Raw genomic sequence first — 20,987 nt, forward strand, 5'->3', positions numbered from 1 at the left:
CGCTTTTAATCAACACCGTATCGACACTGGAACTTCCTTATGAAAAGCCACACTGCTTCCCCCGCGTCTCACCTTGGGATTATAAAAACGCTGGTAATTTGCACGAGCCTTATTGCGCTGCCGCCAGGTCATCTGCTGGCTGCTGAAGAAAGTGCTTCGCAAAGCCTTTGGGGCGACAAAACCGACATTACCTTGGGGTTAGGGGCTGCCGTCACGCCACGTTTCATGGGCGCCAATCACTACCGCAGTGTGCTGTTGCCGACCTTAAGTATCCAGCGCGGGATTTTCTTTGCCGACAGCCTGCGTGGGCTGGGCGTGCAATGGCAAAGCCACTCGGGGTTCGCTGCCAGCGCTGCATTCAACTACGACATGGGGCGCAGCACTAAAAACAACGGCATTCGCTATGGCTCAAGCGAGCTCAAAGGCATGGGGACGGTTGGCGGCGCGACAGTGGCCGATATCAACCTGAGTCAGCAACTCCTTCCATGGCTGTCAATCAATGGCGAGGCCGAGTTGCGCACGGGCGGTGAACATCGTGGCAATCGTTATCGGTTGAGTGTCGAGGGGCTTGTTTTCCACGGCAGCGCGGACACGGTCACGTTGGATGTTGATGCCCATGCGGGAGATGGTCGTTATAACCAAACTTATTTCGGCGTTTCCCAGGAACAGAGTCAGACCGCCAGCTTCAAGCGCTTCAACTCCGATGCCGGAATCTATGCCTATTCTGCCGCGCTCAGCTGGCAGCACACGTTCGATAACCATTGGTCCGGAGTGATCAGCGCAGTTGTCACGCAGTACACCGACCAAGCCCACGACAGTCCGTTGGTACAAACCGAGACCGGGGCAATGGGCCTGGCTGCCATCAATTACAGCTTTTAACAGAAGTCAAACATCATGAAATCAGCCTCTATAGCCTTGGCGCTAATGCTCGCCTTGAGCGGTACAGTCCACGCAGAAAGTGTTAATCGAGCCGCTAATACCCGCGATTTCGTCGGCAAGCTGTTTACCGGTGCCGAACAATATTCGAATTTCTATCGGATGGAGGCGCTTTTTCCTTCCGAATTGGTTCAGAAGTCCAGTCAGCCGGTGGAGTGGCCATCGGGCGCATTCGTAGAGTTGCCCAAGGAGTACAGCTTTGAGGGCCGTCGCCACCTTACCCGAAACCTGCTCAAGGACACCGATACGTCGGCCTTGCTGGTAATCAAGAATGGCCAGGTACGTTATGAGCACTATTGGCTCACGGGAGGGAAACAGCAGCACTGGACATCAATGTCTGTAGCGAAGAGCTTTGTATCCGCGCTCTATGGTATCGCGGTTGCGGAGGGCACTATCCATAGCATCGAAGACCCAGCGTCAAAGTACCTTCCGGCGTTGAAAGGTTCCGCATATGACGGCGTCAGGCTCAAGGACATTCTGCAGATGTCGTCCGGCGTTCGGTGGGACGAGGATTATTCGAACCCCAACAGCGACGTTGCCCGCCTGGGCGGCGTCATGGCCTCTGGCTCGTCCTTGTTGAATTTTGTAAGGACACTGAAGAACGAACGCCAGCCCGGCTCCTTCAATCACTATTGTTCGGCCGACACGCTGGTGCTTGGGCTGGTTCTTGAAGCGGCTACGGGTCAATCCCTTGCTGCTTACATGCAGGAAAAGTTGTGGCAGCCTCTGGGCGCCACCGACGATGGTTATTGGCTGAAAGATAACTATGGGCATACGTTGACGTTCGGTGGATACAACGCCACTGCGCGTGATTACGCGCGGCTGGGAGAGTTGTATCGCCTCAACGGCAAACTCAACGGCAAGCAAATTGTTCCTGCCGAATGGATTAAGGACTCCCTGACTCCGGATGCCCCTTACCTAATGCCCGGCAAGCGAAACAACAGCGACAGTACCATGGGCTATGGCTACCAATGGTGGCTTCCAGAGGGGCAGGAGCATGACTACTCTGCCATCGGCATTTTCAACCAGTTCATCTACGTCAGCCCAGACCAGCAAACCGTGATCGTTAAGCTATCGGCCTCGCGTAACTACGCCAAAGCGGATAAGGAGTCGTCGTGGCGCGAGAAAGAGACCATCGAGCTTTTCCGGCAGATTGCCAAGAGTATCGATTGAAGCAATTGTTTAGGCTTTGGTAGTTTTGGATTGGGCGACCACCCCCTTTTTTTCACCATGACTCCAGCACCGAAATTTTCTGCACTACGCCACTGCAATATAAAGTAGGCATATTAATGATTTGGGTGGTTTATTCTATGTTAGTGCTTTCCGAAACCTGACCTAACTTCCAACCACCTGACTCCTATCCGACCAATGTTGCGTGGTTAAAACGCTCACCCATTTAACTGTTGACTCTGATAGGAATATGCAATGTTCAGAGACAAACCGGCATAGTTGACCCGTTTTTAGATAGATATCATCGCCTCGTACCTACTTATTGGAGTTCATCATGAACAGCAGAAAAACTTTATTCATCACGGGGGTGAGCAGTGGCTTTGGACACGCTCTGGCGCAGGCAGCTCTAGCAGCGGGCCACCGTGTAATCGGTACCGTGCGTAGTGAAACCGCCTTGCAGGACTTTCAGGCGCTCTCCGTGGATCATGCTCATGGTGTAATTCTGGATGTCACTGATTTCGCCCGGATCGACAGCGTAGTCGCTGCTATTGAAGCAACCTACGGCCCGGTCGACGTGTTGGTTAACAACGCCGGCTACGGTCATGAGGGCATCTTCGAAGAGTCGCCGCTGGAAGAGATGCGTCGCCAATTCGACGTCAACGTGTTCGGTGCGGTAGCAGTGACTAAGGCTTTCGTGCCTTATTTTCGTAAGCGTCGTGCCGGTCACATCCTCAACATCACCTCCATGGGCGGCACAATCACGATGCCGGGTATTGCGTACTATTGCGGGAGCAAGTTTGCTCTCGAAGGTATTTCCGATACGCTGAGCAAGGAACTTTTGCCTTTCAACATCTTTGTGACCGCCGTGGCGCCTGGTTCGTTTCGCACTGACTGGGCCGGTCGTTCGATGCAGCGCACTCCGAGGAGCATTGCCGATTACGACGCCAGCTTCGATCCGGTGCGCAAAGCTCGCGAAGAGAAGAGCGGAAAGCAGCTAGGCGATCCGCAAAAGGCTGCGCTAGCGATGTTGCAAGTTATTGCCAGCCCGACGCCACCGGCACACTTACTGTTGGGCAGTGATGCGCTGGGTCTGGTACGTGAAAAGCTGAATCGCGCGGCCAGTGAGATTGATCAGTGGGAAGCACTGACCCGTTCAACCGACGGTTGAGTGGCAGGCAGAGGGGACACCAATGACTCAGGCTGGTCCACGCACCTCAAGCATGGTGCATTTGATGGAAAAGCTCGCGCCAGTCGAGGGCTACAATCTGAGCGAGTTGGAGGATATACGCTTTTTGCGTTCAAACCGCCCGCTGGTTCGCACTCCGGTTTTGTACGACCCCGGTATAGTGATCCTGTGCCAAGGGCGCAAGCGCGGCTATTTAGGCGATGATGTCTACATTTACGATGCCCAGCACTACCTGGTGGTGTCCGTCCCTGTAGCTTTCACAATAGAGACTGATGCCAGCGAAGCGGAACCGATGCTAGCGGTCTACATGCGCCTAAATTTCCGGCTTGCCAGCGAGCTGATGCCGCAAGTGGATGAAGCTCTGGGGCCAAGTGATGCTCAGCCCAAGGGCATGTATGCCTCACCAATGGACGATTTGCTGCGCACCTCGACGCAGCGATTTCTCGAGGCGATGAGCAATCCGATCGAAGCGCAAATACTCGGGCCGTCACTGGTGCGCGAGATCTACTACCGGATCCTAACCGGCGAGCAGGGTGGCTCAATGCGCGCCGCGCTCAATTGTCAGGGGCATTTCGGTAAGGTCACTCGCGCGATCCGCAAGATCCACTGTTCCTACCAGGAGCGCCTGGATGTTGTGTCCCTTGCTCAAGAGGCGAATATGAGCGTGCCCAGTTTTCATCTGCACTTTCGCAGAGTGACGGACCTGTCACCGATGCAGTACCTGAAGTCGACGCGCCTGCACCAGGCGCGATTGCTGATGCTACGCAACGCAATGACTGCTTCGACGGCTGCGTTCAATGTCGGCTACGAAAGCGCCTCGCAATTCAGCCGCGAATTCAAACGTTTCTTTGGGCGAACGCCCCACGCAGAGATCGAATGGATGAATGCGACCTATGCACTGCCTGCGCCGTCTACGCCGTCTATTTACGTCTCGTCGCATTAGGAATGGGTCTACCCATTGCACCATCGTCTTGGGCGTCCCGGGGGGGGGCAGGGTCAGGGTCAGCAGGATGTGCTGCCCAGACGCTTACGAAGGACGCGCGAAATTGGCAATTGCTAATCGAGTACGCGGCGGGCGGGGCGCGTAATAGCGCCGTGCTTGGAGTGGCTGTTCAAACGTCAGTAACGTCGAAGGTCATTCGGGGGGCCACCTTCCGCGTGCAGCAGGATGCGCGCGCCGGGTTCTACGCCGGGAATGCGCTGCACCTCGTCCAGCGGCGTGCAGGCCCGCATCACCATGAGCTGCCAGCGTAGCGGATGCGACGGAAGATGAATGCAGGCAGGAACACCGAGCTGCGCCGCCAGCGGTCAAGCTGGCTGGTGCGCACCGGGTTGCCGAAGCGCATATAGAGGTTGATGCGCTTATTCACATAAGCGAGCGCCACACGGGTCAACTGCATCTTGCTTGCGTGGCCATTGAAAGCGTGCTACGAAGCTGCCACCGCTGCCTTTGTTGGTATTTGGTCCTGAGTATTTGTAGTCATGATGTCTACTCCGGGAACTCCCGATCCAGCATGGCGCGCAGCATTTCGGACACAGTGTTACGGGGACTGCCCCCTGGACGTTGCTCAGCATTTCTCGCAAACCACATTAATGAACGGCAGAGAGCCGCCACCTGGCGTCGGCTCATCGATCTCGGAGAACTCGAACAGGCCGTGCGGGCCGAACTCCCGCTCAATCGAGGCAGCATCGTAGAAGAACATCGTCAGGCCAGGCAGTCTTTCGTACCAATCGTCGTCCAGCCTTGCTCCTTGGCCATACATCGGAGCTGCCTTCGAGATGACCGTGAAGATCATCTGCCCACCGGGCGTCAGCTGGCGGTAGCAGTCTCGGATGAGTTTGGCGCGCCCTTCGGCATCTAGAAGATAGATAAGCCCGTAGCAGAAGATGCCGTCGTACTGCCTGCTGTCATACGGCATGTTCGCCACCGAGCCTTGGTGGATGGGAATGTGGAGGCCGAGCTGCGATCGGGCGAGAGCGATCGCCTTGTCTGAGATCTCGATCCCAGTGACTGACATCCCGTGATCGACGAACACCTTCGCGTTCCTGCCGTACCCAACCCCGGGGATCAGGACATCCTTGACGCCCATTCGAGCGAAGTGGTCGCTCGCGAAGATGGCAGAGGAGGTCGGCTCGCTCCCCCACATCAGTTGCTTCTCGGTGAAGGCGGTTTCCCAGAACTCAGTCATGTTGGTCACGGCTCCGATCTCGTTTGTCGCGCCTTGTGATGGTTTGCGTAATCACTCGCTTCGAGTGAGTCGCGAGTCGTCGGTCTCGTTCACCGTGCCGTCATCGTTGCGCCGTGTGCCCGACAACCGTCGGACGTGGCCTTCGCCCCGCTCGGCGAGACTCTTGCTCCAGGAGCACCTACTCATGATCCATCTCCGGATGATGGAATCCGCCAGGGGCAGCAAGGTGGCCGCTAACGTCAGCACTCAGCATTGCAAGCGTCACTTTGCCAAGGCTCGAAAGCAGTAGCCCCTCCGCGTCCTGAAATGACTTATTGAGAGCGGCATTTACCGCCTGTTCGACAAGACAGCCGGGCGCCTCCGTTCGGTTGCCAATGGCGAGTAGCGATGGGCAGCCGAGCGCGTTGTAGATGTCGCGTAAAGTTACCCGTGATAGGTCGCAGGCGAGCGTCCACCCGCCGCCATGTCCCTTTTCTGATCGGACGTATCCGGCGTCCCGAAGTCCCGCCATGTTCTGGCGGATCACCACCGGGTTGGTGTCCATCGCTTTCGCCAGAACCTCGGACGTAACGGGGCCATCCTGCTGCACCATGTGCAGCAGGATGTGAAGTACTCCTGATAATCGGCTATCTCGTCTCATGTAAATTACAATATTACATGATGTCGAAAATATCAACGGCGTGGAGCGAATTCGTCGCAAGCGCCTTGAGTTCAGTGAGGGCCACGAGCGCAGCGCGTAGTGCGCGACGTCGCCATTAGTCTGCATCACCTAAACCGTGCGTGCATCGTCATTCAATAGCGAAGGGCCGCGCTGCCGGCTGAAACTCCACGACGTACCACCTCCGCGCACAATAGCTGTAGTTGTCTTTCCTAACCGCAGATCATTGGCTTCCCCGGCAACAGGCTGAATCCCACGCCATCATCCAGTATGTCGAAACGGCCGCTGACGATTTGTACGCTACAGCGATAGGTGCCGCTGATGCGCTCCCCATCGGCTACTGGTCGATGAGTCATGCCGGTTTCTGTAGCGATGGCTTTGGCTACGGAATCGATCTCGCGCCCCCCGTAATGTCCTCAACAGACTGCGTGCCAAGATCACGCGCTGGCCTGATCAAACGCTTGCGGCTAGAGAGCGGCGGTGTGTACGGCTACCGCAAAATCCATGATGATCTGCGCGAGCTTGGCGAACAGTGCGGCAGGCATCGAGTTGCTCGACTAAGGCGTCAGGAAGGGATGCGCTCGTACACGTGTTACCGACGTCGACCGTGGCGTTACTGTGGCAAGCCTCCAGTCGCTTCGCCGAATTACCTGGAGCGTCGATTCAATGCCTCCGAATCTAACAAAGTCTGGGTCACGGACATAACCTACATTCGCACCTATGAGGGTTGGTTATTTTAGGCGGTGGTGCTCGTTTTGTTTTTTCGGCAGGTGATTGGCTGGTCGATGAAGCCGCAGATGACCAGCGATCTGGCTATTGACGCATTGTTGATGGCCGTTTGGCGGCTTAAACCGGGGCGATTCACTAATCTTGTCCACTAATAAATTCGGGTGCACGCGCAGAAAAACCTGGCACTACAAACTGCCCTTATTCCGGTCAAGGCATTGTCGTCGACAGCGGTACATCAAGTTTTCCTGCCACGATTCGATTCGAAAGTAGCGTCCAGGCAATACACCTCCGAACTCCAGTATTAAGGACGATGGTGTCCGAATATTTTTAAGCGGGCGCGATTGACCTTCACTTCAGGCCCCCAATACACCAACGAAAATTTTACCCAAAACCTGTCAAGTCCTAGGTTGTTCAGGAGTGTCTGCAACTAGGCGCGACGGTGTCAGAGATCTATGGAGTGTCAGCGCGTGGGCAGAGTAATCTCCGGCACATGCCTGATCATCAACTCCATTACCCAGTCCATGAACACACGTAATTTTAGGCTAACATGGCGGTTCGGTGCATAGGCCATATATAGCGGCATCGACGCGATGTCCCAGTCCTCGAACAGCGGCACAAGTTCGCCACTCGCCACTGGTTGCAAAGCCATATATCGCGGTAGCCATAGTACCCCCAGGCCAGCCTGTCCCGCTGCTAGATAGGCATTGCCATCGTCTACGGCCAGCACATGTCGGCCGTGCACTTCCAACTGTTCGCCCATGCGCCGCAAGGTGTAAGGGAGCGCTTTGCCTGTTCGCGCCCATCGATACCCCACGACACGATGCTCGCCTTCCTGCAATTCGCGCGGATGTGCCGGCACGCCATAGAGGGCTAGGTACGAGGGTGCTGCGTACACTCCCAGCGGCAGGTCGGCGATGTGCCGCGCGACCAGGGAGGTGTCGGTGATTTCTCCGCCACGAATCACGCAATCGACGCTCTCATCTATCAGGCTTACATGACGGTCGCTCACGCCTAGATCCAGCTGGATATCCGGGTAGAGCTCATGGAATGCCGGTAGAGCCGGAATCAGTAGCAACCGGGCCAGCGGACTGGGCACATCCACCCGCAGTCGCCCACGCGGCGCAGCTGCGGCACTGGATAGCGCGGTTTCAGCATCATCTAACGCCGCCAACAAGAATTGCACCCGCTCGTAGTAGACGGTGCCATCGGCGGTCATTTTCACCTTGCGCGTGGTGCGATTGAGCAGCTTCACGCGCAAGCGCGCCTCCAGTTGCTGGACGAGTTGGCTCACTGTGGTTTTGCTCATGTGCAAGGTGTGGGCGGCCCGAGTAAAGCTACCGGTCTCTACCACCCGCGCGAAGGCTTGCATGGCATCGAAACGATCCATGGGTGCTCCATATTGTTTGGGTATTACAAACAGTGATGGCCAGCATTGCCTGTTTATCGCACCCGAGCAAGCGCCGTAAAGTGTTCATGTCGTTTCCCAACTGCTGGAGTTTTCTGATGAACCAACGAGATGTTGTATTCCCCGCCCGCCGTCAGGCCCTTTACGAGCGCAACCGTTATTCAGCTGCGGTACGTGCCAATGGCTTGCTCTTCGTTTCCGGGCAAGTGGGCAGCCGTGAAGATGGGTCACCGGAGCCAGAGCTCAAAGCACAAGTTCGACGCGCTTTTGAGAATCTCAACGCGGTGCTGTCCGCAGCAGGTTGCAGCTTTGATGATGTCCAAGACGTTACCGTCTTCATGGTTGAGCCGCAGAAGATCTTCGAACAGGTGTGGGAAGTCGTGCCGGAGTATTGGGGCGAAGCGCCTTTCCCCACCGTAACGGCGGTAGGGGTCACTTGGCTGTACGGTTTCGATGTTGAGATCAAGGTTGTCGCTAAACTCCCTAACGACTGAGTCTATGCCTGCTCACCTTAAGCGAAAAGGCATAACTCAACGACTTCACTTGCGCGCTGCGTTGGCAGTCGCTCCATAACGTCCTTCAAGTAGGGATACGGGTCATGCCTACTAAGCTTGGCCGACTGAATCAGGCTCATTAACGCGTCAGCACGTTTGCCGCTGCGCAGCGCCCGAGCAAGAGCCGACTTTGGCACCCCAGTGTAAATGTCCCGGCATCCCACCTTGCGCTGAGATGTCGACGATTTACTCATCGTTTTGATCCATGGCGAACAAGGAGTTGCTGTTGTGGCCGGACCTCGCGCTGCAAAAATCGTTAGAGTACGGGAGATAGGCCGCCATCAATCCGCAAGTTGATGCCGGTTATATAGCCCGCGATGGGGCTGGCAAGGAACGCGACGGCCGCTGCAATTTCGTCGAGCCGCCCGACCCGCCCAACGGGAACCTGGGCAAACATCGGCAGGACAGCACGTTCGATTTCTTCCCATGGCGCGCCCTTGCTCGCCACGCCATGCTCGTGGGCCACTTCGCGAAAACGTGCTTCAAGTGTCGAGCTGTGTATCGTGCCGGGAGAAACAGCATTGACGGTTACCCCATCGCCTGCGACGGCTTTCGCCATCGAGGCCGTCATCGCGTTTATCGCCGCCTTGCACGCCGAATAGTCGGGTGCCGTGGGGGGGGGCATCGTTGCAGCAAGGCTAGAAATATTGATCACCCGCCCCCATTGCGCGGCCTGCATGTTGGGCAGTAAGCGCGTGGTGACGCGTAGGGCAGCGAGGACATTACGATCATAGGCACGGGCCCATGAGGCAGGCTGCGTGTCTTTCCAGGTTTCTTTCACACCGCCTGAACCGCCCGCATTGTTGATCAATATATCGATAGGCCCCGCGAGCTTTTCTGCCGAGTCCACCAACCGCCGCACCTCATCCTCGTCTGTCAGATCACCCACCACGACATACGCGCTCCCGCCCCGCATAATGATATCGGCGGCCACTTGTTCTGCCAGGGCTTCGTCACGACCGTGCACGACGACGACGGCGCCCTCAAGTGCGAGTTTCCTGACAATGGCTTCGCCAATTCCCTTGCTGCTGCCGGTGACCAGCGCCTTCTTACCGCTCAACTTCAAATCCACCTGCCAACCCCTTTTCAATGATGTTCACTTAGCAAGGTAGAGAGAGATGATGGACGAGACCAGTACGCACTTTTATGTGCCCATCCCTCACGAGGAGCGGGAAATCTGCCTTGGGCCGGAGGGCTCGGTCGCACACGTGGCCCGAGTGATACGAATGATCCAGGGGCGCTGGAAATTACCCATTCTTTTCAGGCTCTACGCCGATCCCTCAATGCGCACCCTACAACTGAAACGGGATTTGCCAGGCGTCTCCCAGAAAATGTTGACGGAGCATCTGCGTGAGCTGGCCCAAGATGGCTTGATTGAGCGGATAGATTTCGATGTGAAGCCGCGCCGGGTCGAATATCAATTGTCGGAAACGGGCAGGCAACTCCTGCCCGTGCTCATAGCGGTGCGCAGATTTTCGGTAAGCCACCTTGCATCCACCGCGATATCGCGAGCCACAGGTCGAACGCTACTGTCAGAAACTGACACTGACTAGAGTTAAAGTGAGGGCCCTTCACTTCTGTCAGGTCAAACCATGAATTTCTCGTCTGTTCGCCTAGTGACCAACAACTTTCAACAGCTCGTCCAGTTCTATCAGGACCTCTCGATCATTGAGGCGACCCATCTTGCTGATGGGTTCGCCGAAATCCACTTCGACGGGGCAGTGTTGGCTTTCAGTGATGAACGTCTGATCCGCCTTCATAACAAGGGACTGGCAAGTGCAGCCAGCAACCGGTCGGCCATCCTGGAGTTTCAAGTGGACGATGTCGAGGCCGTGCTCCATAGAGTAAGTGATGCAAAGATTGTGATGCCCGTTACGAAAATGCCTTGGGGTAATATTTCCCTGATGCTCCGTGATCCAGATGGAAACTTGGTCAACGTATTTTCAAAGCCATAAAAAATGGCCCGTATCAAGCGCTCCGATTGAATGCAGATCGCATCAGAAGCCTCTACAGGGCAACGGATAGACGGGATTAAAGTTTGTTTGAGGACTTCCGACTCTATGAGCGAGGAGCCGCATAAAAGCGTAGCGCCAGCAACCCTCATCGTGTCATGGCGAGCGATCAGGCGACCGTCCAAGGATAATCTCATCCTCTCTTTGCCGCCAAAAGCAGACGCGCAACCTTAAGCTGCGCGTTCGCCAGCTGTGACCGATAGTATTAACAGACTTCGTCACACCCGTTTTGGAGGTAACCTCTTGAACCCACCTTTTTTATTGAATCCTCGACCTCCGCCCATGAACGCCTAGCATATGTGGGATCAGCATCGTGGAATCGACAGCTTCGCCATAGATAAGGTCATGAATACTCGCTGCGCGGTGCCAGGTTACGCCGTCGACGCGAAACCGTGGGCGCTTGGACGTTCCAATTGGCTGTTCGCTAGGTCTCTGCGCACTGGTGAACGGGCGGCGGCGATCATGAGCCCGATCCAGTCGGCGCGTATGAACGGGCATCATCCGTATGCGTACATAAAGGAAGTACCGACGCGGTCGCCGATGCAGAAAGCCAGTGAGATCGAACAGCTATTGCCGCATCAGTGGATGGCTGGCTGATCTGCGCGAGGCGTATTCCTCGCACGCTTACTCCCTACCGGGGGATTTAATGATCGAACGACCTAGGGAGATAACTGCAGCCGCGTTAGAGGGCTCTGAGGCGCGCGATGGTATGCCGAGCCCTCTTACGCCTGCGGAGTTCGACGCAATTATGCGGAAGTTCCAAGACGCCGAAGACTGAATGCTGAATCAACTGCGGTTAAAAAGATCCACGAATACGCGCGGCTCGACCACGTGATCAAAAGCTTAAAAAATCTTACGGGACAGTGACAGACAAACTGGCGCTAACCCTTGACTCGCCAACCCGGCTCTTCAAGACCTCACAAGCCAGTGCACCGACATTGATAGTCGAGCTGACAGTTCGGCCGGTGAAGCACGAAAATGCCGACGAAAATCGAAGTGTCTGAAGATTCATGATTACTTGTGGCCCTGATGACACTGCGCAAGGTGTATTGACCGTACGCTTACCTTTTATGCAGGGCCAGCGACCATACGTTTGATAGTAGAGGGAGCAACGCGAAGAAGCAGGGGGAGGAATCGGGTCTGTCCAGGCAGAGCCAATTCGTTTCGTGCTGCCAACGCTTTCAGTGTGATGGCGGCCACTTTGGCAGCGGGAAGCATTGGCATCGTTTTGCCTGCATTCATCGGCGTATCCACTGCGGGGGGAAGGACTTCCAGCACGTGTGTGCCCTTCGGCGCTAGTTGCCGCCGCAGCCCTTCGGCGAATCCACGTAGACCAGCTTTGACCGCGCCGTATGTGGGAGCTTTCGTCGGAGACACCAAAGCGTATCCGGCAGTCACAAACACAATGGCTTCCATCGAATGCCATCGACTCAATACATCGCCGGTGAGAGCAATGGGGGCGGTCAAATTGACAGATACCTCTTGCTCAAGTCCGTGAATGGCATCCACACCTGCTGCGAAGTCTCGTTCGACGTATGTTCCAGCGTTGCTCACCAGAATGTCAAGGCGACCAAACCGACTTGCTATGGTGTCCAGCATTGCGCGCCGGTCAGGCTCGCACGTGATGTCAGCCTTCAAGGCGAGTGCGCCCGGATGCTTCTGCGAAAAGCGCAGCACGGATTCTTCGCTGCGCGCGCACACCACCACATCGGCTCCTTGCAGTAGGAACGCTTCAGCCAGTGCAAGGCCAATCCCGGACGTTCCGCCGGTAATAAGAACTACTTTTTTCATGTGTCCTGACGCTCGATAGAGGGAGGCGGTATGATCTCCTTTAGATACTTACTTTATGTTCGATACTAAATCTTGCAAAGGAGGCACTTTTTTGGAACAAAGTAACTTACAAGACACCACCCACTGCCAGCGGGTTACGAGCGCCTTGGCACGGGTCGGCGACAAATGGTCGGTATTGACAGTGGTCCAGCTCGAGGCCAGCCCCAAACGTTTTAGCGAACTGCGGCGGGCCATTGGAGCGATTTCTCAGAAGATGCTGACGACCACATTACGGGGCTTGGAGCGGGATGGCCTCATTTCGCGCACCGTGTATCCAACCAAGCCCCCGAGCGTGGAATATGCGTTGACGGACATGGGGTTGGAGCTAGTGATGCCTGTACGGGCCTTGGGCACGTGGGTCATCAAAAACTTGGAGCGCATTGAAACGGCTCGTGCGGCGTTTGATTCGTCACTCTCGCCAGCACGTGGGCTGTAAGGTCGGATTCGCGCGCTGTACGGCGTTGCTTTGACGCTTACCCGATGATTTAAGCCACTCGACGCAGCCGAGATTTTCCCAGGATGCGCCTCGTCCAGCTTCCGTAATTTGGCCGAAAGCAGCCGATTGGGACACTTCGCCGGCCAAGGACGGCTTTGAACCACAATCGGCAAATTCCGCCCATAAATGGACCTACCCAGGGGCACACTGCCACTCGCCTTTGGCGTTTCCAAACATAGTGGAGCATTGATGACCTTGCTGATGGCGACAACGGAAACTGAGGCGCCAGGTTGCAGAGTCTCTGCACGACCTGGGCTTTGAAGGGCTTCGGGTAAGAGCTTCGTTGGCGCATGGAAATCCTGGCGATAAGGGTGATCACGTCCGCTAAAAAATAGACGGACAACATCGCCCTAATGCTGGAGTCGGAAAGGTGTGTTCGCCAGGCGCTTACGCCAGTTCGGCGAGTCGGGTTGAGCGACTTCCTCAAGGTCTATCCGGCTGACTCCAGGCAAACAGATAAACGATCTGCCCAGCTGTTGATCGGCGATCTGCTCTTCAGCGAGCAAACCTGGGAGTGGCTAGGCACACATCACGCGACATCGACATCACAGGTCTTAGTCTACAACTACCAGCATTCTTCGGATTACTCGCCTCATCCCGTACATAGCGCAGAACTTTCATTCATATTCGGCAGCATCAATGATCACCGAGATCCCTCCAGGCCGCGGGCGGGGCCGCCCGTTGAGGCCTTGTCAGCATTGATGATGCCCTACTGGACCAACTTCGTGCGGAATGACAACCCGAACGGCCCGGGTCTTCCGGCTTGGCTGGCCTATGAAGGCCCCGGCTTGCAGGTGATGCACTTCGGTGCGGCCCCAGGCGCTGCTGCCGAGGATGGAACGGAGCGATATCGCTCGATCCACTCGTTTCGGAAACGGACAACTTCCGGAGAATTGGAGAAACGTCAACGCGGGAATGCCAATACCTGTCGCAGCAATGCTCGCAAGATTGATCCTCCTGGCGAGGTAGCCATGATGACTCCTTGAAAAAACCCGGTTCCAAGGGTGTTGGTTTTAAGCGGCTGTCGCATTCCTCGCCTGCCCAATTGCAGGCTACATAACCGGGATTAAACTTGCGAATTGATGGCGGCCTTTCTCCCGTTCTCTAACGATGGTTGCCGCCTGAGGTTGGCGCACGTCCATCAGGCAAGGCAATTGACTAACAACAACTTCTTGTCTGCCATGGATCGCTGTGGGCCGAAGTACTGGGCGATGGTTCTGTAACCGTGGGAGTCATCGTAGAAACCTGCTGATTGCAGCGATTCGTGGGTGTTCCAGTTATAAATCGGACCTTGTGTTCTAACGATTTGACAGAGCATCACATGCAACTGATTCCAAGTCTTGTACTTGGACAATGTGATACCGGTTTGCTGCTTGAACAGGTGCCGTAAATAATCAGCCGAGAAACCCACCATACCGGCCAGTCGTTTCAGGTCGAGCCGTCCCACCGGGTTCTCGGAAAGCGCTCTCGCTACGCACTCCAGGCGTGGGTCCTCCATTTGACGAGCACCGGTCGCTTCAATACCCGTGCGAAGCGCAGCCGTGAACAGCGTCGCATCGTGGGCACTGAAATCTGCACGGCAGATTCTATCGAAATCCTCCGCGTAGTTTGGCAAGCGTTCTAGGACCTGAGCAGATGATCTGGGTGAACCCGAGCCGCATTGAATCTTGCGGCCGGAGGTGGACATGGGGTCCAGGTAGATCACGATGAAAGGGGCAGCGCTGACTGTGCTCCACATGCCCGCCGGATGCAGCAGGCACGACGCCGAAAGTTCGCCGCCACTGAACTGGCACAACAGCGGTTTACCGGGCTCTCCCAGCAGGATGGCCGCAGACAGCATCTGCGAACGCTCGTAGCCGTCCGGCCCGGCATACATGATCCAGTCGGGCCCTATGTAAAGCGACTGTGTGGGCATGGAATTCTGCACGATTGCGCCCCCTTGACGATCAGAAGTGCTTGCTCACGCTGACCACGACGTTCCCGGAACAGAGGTTGTCATAGCCCTGGAAGTTGTAGCATTCCATTTTCGATAGGTCCGTATCGACGTAACTAGCCTTCCAGGTCATGCCCCGAAGGTCCTTTTCGACCCCTGCCTCCCACTCATGATAACGAGACCGGGTTTCACCGCTTGCTGAATAAAACACCTGATCCTTAGCGTCGATCACACCATAACGGGCTTTGAACCGAGTGCTGTCGTTGACTGTGTAGGTGTAGCCGACGGTGGCGTAGCTGCCACTCTGATTGCCATCGCGGTCGCCGGTGTACTGGTAAGTCAGTTCAAGCCCCTTGTATTTGACCACCCCATAGGTGCTTGTCTGGTTCAGTTCGCTGCTTCGGGGGTACTCGTATTTGAGCAATCCCACATCAATGGACAGCTCGTCTGTGATCGGGATAAACCATCCCAGATAGTAATCCTGTTCGCGGCGCGTGTTCACCCCGCGACCATAGTCCACCGACGAACCCCAGATACCGACATGCAGGCCGATGGGCGATGCCAGGGCCAGCCCGGCCTGTAGCGCTGGGTTTCGCTGATTCTGGGAAATCCCCATGTAACGGTAGTCGCTGACGGCCGTGAGTTCTATATCCAGGTCGAATCCCTTGCCGAGGGAAACCGCACTTGCGTCATGGGCGATTAGGAATGACAGGCACACGCCAGCCGCTATGGAGGAGAGATTACATTTCATGAGGTCACCGTTTTTATTGTTTGTTTCCTGCTCAATGGCGAGCGGGATTTTTATCGGCAGTTATCAGAGGAAAGAACCGAAATCTTCGTTTTGCCAGAGTTTGCGCCGCTCTGATTCGGGATCGGATTCGGCGTTTGAGTGTTCGCTCCAGATCATGGTATTTCGTTGGGACGTCTCGTATTGAGGCCACTGGGGAACGTTCGCCCCGTTGGGGTTGCCGGTGCGGGCAAAGTTGGTCCAGGCGGACATCATCTGGGCGCTGAGCCGCGCCTCAACGTCGCGCCTGGCCTGTTCAAGCCTGATCCCGCCCGGTACCCAACCCAAGTCCAGGGTGCCGAACACGAAGGGCAGGTCCAGCGCATGGACCGCACCGAGGTCTGGCACGCCTTTGGGTAGATATTCGGTGGGGACTTTCCATTGGAAGCGGTAAAGATAGACGTTGGCGTTTCGAGCGCTCTGGCGCTCAGCCATGCGGTCCATAGGCTGGATCATCGCATAATCGTCGTTTTGAGCCTGTCGGATGAGGTTGTGCTGGTCGAGCTTTAATATAGCGGCGTAGCGCTGATCCAACTTGGTGCCAAGTCGGCTTTCCAGCTCCGTGCGGTACTGCAAGGGGATTGCCGTAGTGGCGGGCCCGAAGTCGGTGTTCTCGACGAACATATTTCGGTATTGGCCGTCGTACAGGCTCCAATAGTTCAGCTCGTTTTGAGTGGCGCCGAGCATCAGGTCGATACCTTGAGCGTTGCCGTCGCTCAGCTGCTTGTTAGGCTCATCGGCGATGAGCGTACCGTCAATGAAGGGGGCGAACAGCAAGTCGCCGACACCTACTGCGGCCACTGCGTTCTTTTGCGTCTCCAGTAACTGCTGGGGAGTGGCCTTCAGCAGTTGTTCTACAGACTGATAGCCACCGACTTGGGCAATGGTCCTGCCGGAACCTAGGGCGAAGTCCTTCGAGTGTATGAAGTTGCTGGCACCGCTTTGGGCGATGGCACGCTTGAACCATTTTGATGGCTGTTGGATGGACAGAAGCGCAGTGATCGAAATACTACCCGCGGACTCACCGAAGACCGTGACATTGTCGGGGTCACCACCGAAGGCTGCCGCGTTACGCTTGACCCACTCAATGGCGGCAATTTGGTCGCGCAGACCATTGTTGCCGCTACCGGCGTAATTTTTGTCGAGAGCGCCCAACTCCATGAAACCGAACAGGCCGACCCGATAGTTGAGTGTCACCACCACTACGTCGTGGCCGGCCAATCGGCTGCCGTCATAGAAGTTGGACGAGCCGTTTCCTACTACGAATGCGCCGCCGGGAATGAAAATCATGATGGGCCGCTTCTTGTGGTCCGCAGTTGGCGTCCAGACACTCAACTGAAGGCAGTCTTCATTCTCGTAGATTTCGTTCTGATTTCCGTCTGAGTAGTGAATGGTCTTTCCAGGGAAGGGGTATCTTTCCAGCGGGTCTTTCGACTGGGGGCAGGTGGCGCGGTATTGGCTGGCATCGCGCAAACCATCCCACTTGTCTGCAGCTTGTGGCGGGCGGAAGCGCAATTCCCCCACCGGAGCCTTGGCATAAGGTATGCCCTTGAACGCGATCACCGAACCTGACGCGGTGCCTTTGATCTCACCGTTTTCGGTGCGTGTGCAGGCGGAACAGTCTTGGCTGGCCAGCAGCTCATGGCTGATTCCCACGCAGGACAAGAGAGCGCCGATGACCGCGATTGTTCTTTTATCCACGAGTAGCTCCGATCTTCTTATTAGAGGCTCGTAGGATGTGACGCATCTCGAACCGCGTATTGTACGAGACGGTTACCGATCAGATGCTAGCCACAATGCTCCAGGACGGCGATGTCGACACGCACCAGTGCGGTCGGTCTATGGCCGATTGCGGTGCGAAACTATCACGACGCCAATGGCGTAAATCCCGCTAGCTTTTATTACTAAAAATCAATACGACTCAGATTTTAGCGATTTGATTACTAAGCTGTGACATATGACTTAAGCACAGTTACTGTTTCGTAAGAGCTCACTGAGCTGTTTGATAACTAACTCAAAGGGTCGAGATATAGCGATAAGACCTCCCGAATACTGGTTGGGCGGCAATGCAAATGCTCAGGTGCATCATAAGCTCGTCCTAAAGTGTGCGATCAAGGCAACAGGACGCACAGTTTTGAGTCTGTGGTATTGAGTGAAATAGCTCAAATAAGTATTTAAAGATATTTTTTGAACGTCATCGATGTGAGCGTTACTGCTGCTCCAAGTAGTACTGCACAAGGCAAAAGAATAGCGAAGGGGTCGAGCGAAAAGGGCAGGGATAGGTAAATGATCCAGGGCACCATCAACAGTGGTAACACTGCTCGCTTAGCGCGGTGATAGACAAAACTGCTTTCACGCCCGGCGCCAAACTTACGCAGGTCGCGGCGCATCAAACCATCGACAAAACCGGTGAGCGAAGCCAACAAAAATAGTGGTGTAGTCAGGACTAGAATCGTCAGGCGCACCACGAAGGTAAAGATCACATACACCGTTGACAGTACGAAGTCCTCAATGCTCACGTAGAGAAGATTGGTCCAGCCCCAGAAGCCATTACTCTGGCTCGACACGCGCGCCTGCTGGGCAAAATCCGCTAAGCCAGTCTTGACCAATAACCATTGATTGAGAAAATCCAGCCACTGGACAATCGTCTGTCCAGGTTGTTGGAGGATGAGAGAAGATTTGAAGTGCTCGCTGAGCCAGCCCAGCTCACTGGTTAGCATGGCCTGACTATGCCGCCAGCCCTGATCACCCCAGAACAGCAGCAGTCCGACGAACTCAATGAAGATTGAGAACAGCAAAGAGGCAATCAGCAATCCGATGATGCGCAGGACCAGGTTGATCGCCGAGATGATCAACCCAGGGCGCTGGATCGGTTGTGGCGGCGTGTTTTGGGAGGAAGTCGCCATCGTTCACTCCATTGCGCGTTGCAGAGTTGATGTGGGCAATTCGTCTCCTGGATCGTTTTCTGCTGAATCGAAACCTGTAGCGGGGCGGGCTACCCCACCTGATCCAGATCGAAGTTGGTTGTTGGGCCGCCACCGCTTGCGCTCCACCACTGTCCCGCCTGCGCGTTGTAGGTCGTCCGCATCCGTTGAGTGAGTTCTTGTAGGTCCTTGGGCATGGCGTCGTCGTTGGAGGGTTTGGGTAAAGGCATGCGGACTTTCCAGAGCTGCCCACCGGCCTGGAAGGAGAACATTTGCCCCTTGGGCAAACTGACGATATGAGCAGGCTCGATCAGCGGCACACTGGTGCTGCTGACACGGTCCTGTGAGGACGAGGTGAAGTCGGTGTTGGCCTCAGGATCGGAGGTGTCGGTGGCACCCGACACCAGGGTCTTGGTCAGCACGTTGACCTTGGGTAACTGCTGGGTGAGCAGTTCAGCAGTGGCGGTCTCGCGTACCCGCAGCATCTGCAAGGTGTTGAAGTTACCGATGACCTGGCCGGCCTTGGCCCGGTTGCCGATTCGCGCTTCGATATCGCTGAGGGTCTGGGTGTAGGCCGTCACCTGGATGCCGGCGCCGCCGCCCTTGTTGATCAGCGGGATGAATTCATCACCCATCAACTCGTTGAACTCATCGGCGTGGAGGTTGATCGGCAACTTGTCACTGTTGTTACCCGATTGGGGCAGGCCATGGTCGATGCCGTGTTTGTAGATGTGTCCGGCGACCGAGACCAAGTCGGCGAACATGGAGTTGCCCACCGCGGCGGCCACCTCGGCGTCGGTCAGTGCATCCAAGCCGACGTAGACGATGCCGCGTTTTCGGATGATCTGCATCCAGTCGAATATCGGCCGCGGGTCATCCAGGTCGGTGTAGTTAGGGGCCAGTAACTGGGCGGTCTTGCCGGTGGTGAGTTTCTCCAGCAGCGGCAGTAGCGAGGCAACGATCTTGTCGAAGTAAGTACGGTCGTAGCGCACTGCCGAACGCAGTCCGTCCATTACCGGATCAAATACCCGTTTGGCCGCCAGGTACTGCTCGATGGCCACCACGCGCTTTTCGCGTCCCACCATATGCCGGGGAATGTTTTTCTCGTTGAGCTTGCCTTCAAGCTGGACGATCACTTCCCACGCTTTTGGGTCGGTCTTGGCGAAAAACTGCTGGGCGTATTCGATAAACAGTGCGTCGATGTTGACCACATGTCGCTGGATCTGCAGGTAGTCCGGACGTCGGCCCAGCTCGATCAGAGCGCGGGCAATAATGTTGACGAAACGCCAGGCGAACTCGCGAAAGGCCGCGGAGTTGCCTTCACCGCTGAGCTGCCCGGCGATGCGCGACGCCACTTCCGAAATGCGCCCGAAACGTCCTACGGCGTTGTAACGCGCGGAGATCTCTGGCCAGCCTAGATGGAAAACATAGAATTCCTTTTCCCGACCGGCGCGTTTGGCTTCGACGTACATGCGTTTGAGCAGGTCGGCATCGCCCTTCGGATCGAAGACGATGACCACCTCATGATCGATGCGATGAATGTCCTGGGTGATGTACACCTCGGCGAGCCGCGTCTTGCCTACGCGGGTCGTGCCGAGCACCAGGGTGTGTCCGACCCGTTCGCTCAGCGGCAGACTAACTTCCGTTTCATTGGGCTCGACCCCATGCAACAGCGGCGAGCCACCAACCGGGGGCAAAGGGCGCAACGGATTGAAGGCACTGTCCCAGGCGGTGACACGCGCCAATGTCGAGAGCGGAAACGGTGCATGTTCCAGGCGCCGTTCGAGTCCACGGGCCAGGCGGTAACAGGTCGATTGGTCGACATAGTGGGCGACCGCCGGATCCTGGGCTTCGACCAGGCGCTGGGTGTGCAGGCGGGTCCAGCGAAAGCCGCGGCCCATGAACAGACGCTTGCGGCTGACCGGAATCTGGCGGCTGGTCAGCTCGTAGCGGGGCAGCCGACGGATATTGCGCCGATAACGCAGCACCTCCCAAGCTTGTCGCAGGCGGATAAGGCCGAACAGGGCATAGGCCAGCGCTGCGACCAGACCGATCTCGGGTGACAGGGCCACAGCCCAGGGCGAGTACACGCACAGCACTGCGGCCGCGATGCAGATCGCTACGGTGTACAGCTCCACCGCTGGCCGGAGCTTGGATTCCATCGCATGCTCGGCCATG

At 56.2% G+C, this 20,987-nt stretch carries 21 protein-coding genes and 4 pseudogenes; 11 read left to right on the top strand and 14 right to left on the bottom strand.

The window, feature by feature from the left end; translation table 11 throughout:
- The first annotated feature begins 39 nt into the window (after window positions 1-39).
- The 4 genes from HKK54_RS22405 (at window position 40) to HKK54_RS22420 (ending at window position 4,235) form a co-directional block, all read left to right on the top strand.
- On the top strand, window positions 40-879 hold the full coding sequence (locus HKK54_RS22405) for a MipA/OmpV family protein (RefSeq protein ID WP_169387859.1): 840 nt from the start codon (window positions 40-42) through the stop codon (window positions 877-879).
- A gap of 15 nt (window positions 880-894) precedes the next feature.
- A complete protein-coding gene (locus tag HKK54_RS22410; protein ID WP_169387860.1) occupies window positions 895-2,109 on the top strand; it encodes a serine hydrolase domain-containing protein in 1,215 nt (404 codons plus the stop codon).
- A 331-nt stretch (window positions 2,110-2,440) separates the two neighbouring features.
- Entirely contained in the window at window positions 2,441-3,274 is an 834-nt protein-coding gene (locus tag HKK54_RS22415; protein ID WP_169387861.1) for an oxidoreductase, read from the top strand.
- 22 nt (window positions 3,275-3,296) lie between these two features.
- Entirely contained in the window at window positions 3,297-4,235 is a 939-nt protein-coding gene (locus HKK54_RS22420) for an AraC family transcriptional regulator (protein WP_169387862.1), read from the top strand.
- Between the two features lie 206 nt (window positions 4,236-4,441).
- Here HKK54_RS22420 and HKK54_RS22425 read toward each other — a convergent pair.
- The 5 genes and pseudogenes from HKK54_RS22425 to HKK54_RS34020 form a co-directional block, all read right to left on the bottom strand.
- Window positions 4,442-4,692, bottom strand: a pseudogene (locus HKK54_RS22425) (DUF2840 domain-containing protein); the annotation flags it as partial.
- 168 nt (window positions 4,693-4,860) lie between these two features.
- Window positions 4,861-5,481: a class I SAM-dependent methyltransferase gene (locus tag HKK54_RS22430; RefSeq protein ID WP_169389328.1), complete on the bottom strand. Its 621-nt coding sequence runs from the start codon at window positions 5,479-5,481 to the stop codon at window positions 4,861-4,863.
- A gap of 51 nt (window positions 5,482-5,532) precedes the next feature.
- Window positions 5,533-5,667 carry a hypothetical protein gene (locus tag HKK54_RS33800; RefSeq protein ID WP_272902940.1) on the bottom strand — a complete coding sequence of 45 codons (135 nt, stop codon included), beginning with the start codon at window positions 5,665-5,667 and terminating at the stop codon, window positions 5,533-5,535.
- Complete coding sequence (locus tag HKK54_RS22435) at window positions 5,660-6,121, bottom strand: Rrf2 family transcriptional regulator (protein ID WP_169387863.1); 462 nt, start codon at window positions 6,119-6,121, stop codon at window positions 5,660-5,662. Before HKK54_RS22435 ends, HKK54_RS33800 begins: the two co-directional genes overlap by 8 nt.
- Window positions 6,122-6,351: 230 nt before the next feature.
- Complete coding sequence (locus tag HKK54_RS34020) at window positions 6,352-6,495, bottom strand: DUF3363 domain-containing protein (RefSeq protein WP_442962309.1); 144 nt, start codon at window positions 6,493-6,495, stop codon at window positions 6,352-6,354.
- 90 nt (window positions 6,496-6,585) lie between these two features.
- Between HKK54_RS34020 and HKK54_RS22445 the strand changes: the two are divergent.
- Window positions 6,586-6,993: pseudogene (locus HKK54_RS22445) on the top strand (IS3 family transposase); the annotation flags it as partial.
- A gap of 335 nt (window positions 6,994-7,328) precedes the next feature.
- Here the strand turns inward: HKK54_RS22445 and HKK54_RS22450 are convergent.
- Complete coding sequence (locus HKK54_RS22450) at window positions 7,329-8,255, bottom strand: LysR family transcriptional regulator (RefSeq protein ID WP_169387864.1); 927 nt, start codon at window positions 8,253-8,255, stop codon at window positions 7,329-7,331.
- Window positions 8,256-8,371: 116 nt separating this feature from the next.
- On the opposite strand from HKK54_RS22450, the gene HKK54_RS22455 reads away from it, so the two are divergent.
- Window positions 8,372-8,767 (top strand): RidA family protein, encoded by a 396-nt coding sequence (locus HKK54_RS22455; RefSeq protein WP_169389329.1) that lies wholly within the window; start codon window positions 8,372-8,374, stop codon window positions 8,765-8,767.
- A 17-nt stretch (window positions 8,768-8,784) separates the two neighbouring features.
- Here the strand turns inward: HKK54_RS22455 and HKK54_RS33840 are convergent.
- A pseudogene (locus HKK54_RS33840) lies at window positions 8,785-8,946 on the bottom strand (transposase domain-containing protein); the annotation flags it as partial.
- 137 nt (window positions 8,947-9,083) lie between these two features.
- Window positions 9,084-9,899, bottom strand: coding sequence for an SDR family NAD(P)-dependent oxidoreductase (locus HKK54_RS22465; protein ID WP_169387865.1), 816 nt, complete (start codon window positions 9,897-9,899; stop codon window positions 9,084-9,086).
- Between the two features lie 46 nt (window positions 9,900-9,945).
- Between HKK54_RS22465 and HKK54_RS22470 the strand changes: the two genes are divergently transcribed.
- From HKK54_RS22470 to HKK54_RS22480, 3 genes and pseudogenes are all read left to right on the top strand, one after another.
- Window positions 9,946-10,380 carry a winged helix-turn-helix transcriptional regulator gene (locus HKK54_RS22470; RefSeq protein WP_202026866.1) on the top strand — a complete coding sequence of 145 codons (435 nt, stop codon included), beginning with the start codon at window positions 9,946-9,948 and terminating at the stop codon, window positions 10,378-10,380.
- 39 nt (window positions 10,381-10,419) lie between these two features.
- The gene (locus tag HKK54_RS22475) at window positions 10,420-10,782 is read left to right on the top strand and encodes a VOC family protein (RefSeq protein WP_169387866.1); all 363 of its coding nucleotides are present in this window, start codon (window positions 10,420-10,422) and stop codon (window positions 10,780-10,782) included.
- A gap of 444 nt (window positions 10,783-11,226) precedes the next feature.
- Window positions 11,227-11,436: pseudogene (locus HKK54_RS22480) on the top strand (transposase domain-containing protein); the annotation flags it as partial.
- Between the two features lie 471 nt (window positions 11,437-11,907).
- Here the strand turns inward: HKK54_RS22480 and HKK54_RS22485 are convergent.
- A complete protein-coding gene (locus HKK54_RS22485; RefSeq protein ID WP_169387867.1) occupies window positions 11,908-12,630 on the bottom strand; it encodes an SDR family NAD(P)-dependent oxidoreductase in 723 nt (240 codons plus the stop codon).
- A 91-nt stretch (window positions 12,631-12,721) separates the two neighbouring features.
- Between HKK54_RS22485 and HKK54_RS22490 the strand changes: the two genes are divergently transcribed.
- The gene (locus HKK54_RS22490; RefSeq protein WP_237150973.1) at window positions 12,722-13,105 is read left to right on the top strand and encodes a winged helix-turn-helix transcriptional regulator; all 384 of its coding nucleotides are present in this window, start codon (window positions 12,722-12,724) and stop codon (window positions 13,103-13,105) included.
- Window positions 13,106-13,575: 470 nt separating this feature from the next.
- Window positions 13,576-14,151, top strand: coding sequence for a carboxylesterase family protein (locus HKK54_RS22495; RefSeq protein ID WP_169387869.1), 576 nt, complete (start codon window positions 13,576-13,578; stop codon window positions 14,149-14,151).
- A 155-nt stretch (window positions 14,152-14,306) separates the two neighbouring features.
- On the opposite strand, the gene HKK54_RS22500 is transcribed toward HKK54_RS22495, so the two are convergent.
- From HKK54_RS22500 to traD, 5 genes are all read right to left on the bottom strand, one after another.
- A complete protein-coding gene (locus HKK54_RS22500) occupies window positions 14,307-15,092 on the bottom strand; it encodes a helix-turn-helix domain-containing protein (RefSeq protein WP_169387870.1) in 786 nt (261 codons plus the stop codon).
- A gap of 19 nt (window positions 15,093-15,111) precedes the next feature.
- On the bottom strand, window positions 15,112-15,849 hold the full coding sequence (locus HKK54_RS22505; protein WP_169387871.1) for a TorF family putative porin: 738 nt from the start codon (window positions 15,847-15,849) through the stop codon (window positions 15,112-15,114).
- Window positions 15,850-15,912: 63 nt separating this feature from the next.
- Window positions 15,913-17,586 (bottom strand): carboxylesterase/lipase family protein, encoded by a 1,674-nt coding sequence (locus tag HKK54_RS22510; RefSeq protein ID WP_169387872.1) that lies wholly within the window; start codon window positions 17,584-17,586, stop codon window positions 15,913-15,915.
- Between the two features lie 473 nt (window positions 17,587-18,059).
- Window positions 18,060-18,791 (bottom strand): TIGR03747 family integrating conjugative element membrane protein, encoded by a 732-nt coding sequence (locus HKK54_RS22515; RefSeq protein ID WP_169387873.1) that lies wholly within the window; start codon window positions 18,789-18,791, stop codon window positions 18,060-18,062.
- 89 nt (window positions 18,792-18,880) lie between these two features.
- The gene (gene traD / locus HKK54_RS22520; protein WP_169387874.1) at window positions 18,881-20,986 is read right to left on the bottom strand and encodes a type IV conjugative transfer system coupling protein TraD; all 2,106 of its coding nucleotides are present in this window, start codon (window positions 20,984-20,986) and stop codon (window positions 18,881-18,883) included.
- Between the last annotated feature and the right edge of the window lies 1 nt (window position 20,987).

It is taken from the genome of Pseudomonas sp. ADAK13 (genome assembly GCF_012935715.1).
In the GTDB taxonomy this organism is placed as follows: domain Bacteria; phylum Pseudomonadota; class Gammaproteobacteria; order Pseudomonadales; family Pseudomonadaceae; genus Aquipseudomonas.

Coding starts and splice junctions, on each gene's coding strand:
- HKK54_RS22420 (WP_169387862.1), top strand. CDS start 3,297: ATGACTCAGGCTGGTCCACGCACCTCAAGCATGGTGCATTTGATGGAA.
- HKK54_RS22450 (WP_169387864.1), bottom strand. CDS start 8,255: ATGGATCGTTTCGATGCCATGCAAGCCTTCGCGCGGGTGGTAGAGACC.
- HKK54_RS22410 (WP_169387860.1), top strand. CDS start 895: ATGAAATCAGCCTCTATAGCCTTGGCGCTAATGCTCGCCTTGAGCGGT.
- HKK54_RS22485 (WP_169387867.1), bottom strand. CDS start 12,630: ATGAAAAAAGTAGTTCTTATTACCGGCGGAACGTCCGGGATTGGCCTT.
- HKK54_RS22430 (WP_169389328.1), bottom strand. CDS start 5,481: ATGACTGAGTTCTGGGAAACCGCCTTCACCGAGAAGCAACTGATGTGG.
- traD (WP_169387874.1), bottom strand. CDS start 20,986: ATGGCCGAGCATGCGATGGAATCCAAGCTCCGGCCAGCGGTGGAGCTG.
- HKK54_RS22470 (WP_202026866.1), top strand. CDS start 9,946: ATGATGGACGAGACCAGTACGCACTTTTATGTGCCCATCCCTCACGAG.
- HKK54_RS22515 (WP_169387873.1), bottom strand. CDS start 18,791: ATGGCGACTTCCTCCCAAAACACGCCGCCACAACCGATCCAGCGCCCT.
- HKK54_RS22435 (WP_169387863.1), bottom strand. CDS start 6,121: ATGAGACGAGATAGCCGATTATCAGGAGTACTTCACATCCTGCTGCAC.
- HKK54_RS22505 (WP_169387871.1), bottom strand. CDS start 15,849: ATGAAATGTAATCTCTCCTCCATAGCGGCTGGCGTGTGCCTGTCATTC.
- HKK54_RS22455 (WP_169389329.1), top strand. CDS start 8,372: ATGAACCAACGAGATGTTGTATTCCCCGCCCGCCGTCAGGCCCTTTAC.
- HKK54_RS22415 (WP_169387861.1), top strand. CDS start 2,441: ATGAACAGCAGAAAAACTTTATTCATCACGGGGGTGAGCAGTGGCTTT.
- HKK54_RS22405 (WP_169387859.1), top strand. CDS start 40: ATGAAAAGCCACACTGCTTCCCCCGCGTCTCACCTTGGGATTATAAAA.
- HKK54_RS34020 (WP_442962309.1), bottom strand. CDS start 6,495: ATGACTCATCGACCAGTAGCCGATGGGGAGCGCATCAGCGGCACCTAT.
- HKK54_RS33800 (WP_272902940.1), bottom strand. CDS start 5,667: ATGAGTAGGTGCTCCTGGAGCAAGAGTCTCGCCGAGCGGGGCGAAGGC.
- HKK54_RS22475 (WP_169387866.1), top strand. CDS start 10,420: ATGAATTTCTCGTCTGTTCGCCTAGTGACCAACAACTTTCAACAGCTC.